The sequence below is a fragment of the Fredinandcohnia onubensis genome (genome assembly GCF_002734285.1).
Taxonomy (GTDB): Bacteria; Bacillota; Bacilli; order Bacillales; family Bacillaceae_L; genus Ferdinandcohnia; species Ferdinandcohnia onubensis_A.
This window is the reverse complement of sequence record NZ_NSEA01000042.1, coordinates 1-458: the sequence shown is the minus strand read 5'-3', so window position 1 is coordinate 458 and position 458 is coordinate 1. Positions and strand designations below refer to the sequence as shown.

The 458-nt window shown below is 35.6% G+C and carries 1 pseudogene; it reads left to right on the top strand.

The window, feature by feature from the left end:
* Positions 1 to 458: pseudogene (locus tag CKJ95_RS23995) on the top strand (IS3 family transposase); the annotation flags it as partial.

Sequence of the window (458 nt, the reverse complement as noted above, 5' to 3'; positions counted from 1 at the left end):
ACTCGGGGCGCCCTAGAGAAAGAGAACTGACACTGAAAGAAAAAAACGCTCGATTGGAAGCAGAAATTAACTTGTTAAAGGCAGAAAATGAACTACTAAAAAAGATCCGTTTTGCGGAAAGGGGGCTGAGAAAATAACACTTACACCAAGCCAGAAATTTGAGCTTATCCATTCGGTAATCGAAAAATATCATTTAAAAAACATGGTGAGTTACCTATGTAAAGTAGCCGGCGTTTCGAGAAGTGGTTATTATAATTATTTCAAATTAGAGTCACAAGAACGAAGAAAACTTAAGGATGAAAAGGATGAAGTATTGAAAGAGAATATTTTAAAGGCCTATAATTTCAAAGGTCGAAAGAAAGGGGCGCGTCAAATCAAAATGACTTTGGCGGGTGAATTTGATGTTGTCTACAATTTGAAGCTTATCCGTCGAATTATGAAGAAATATAACATTATAT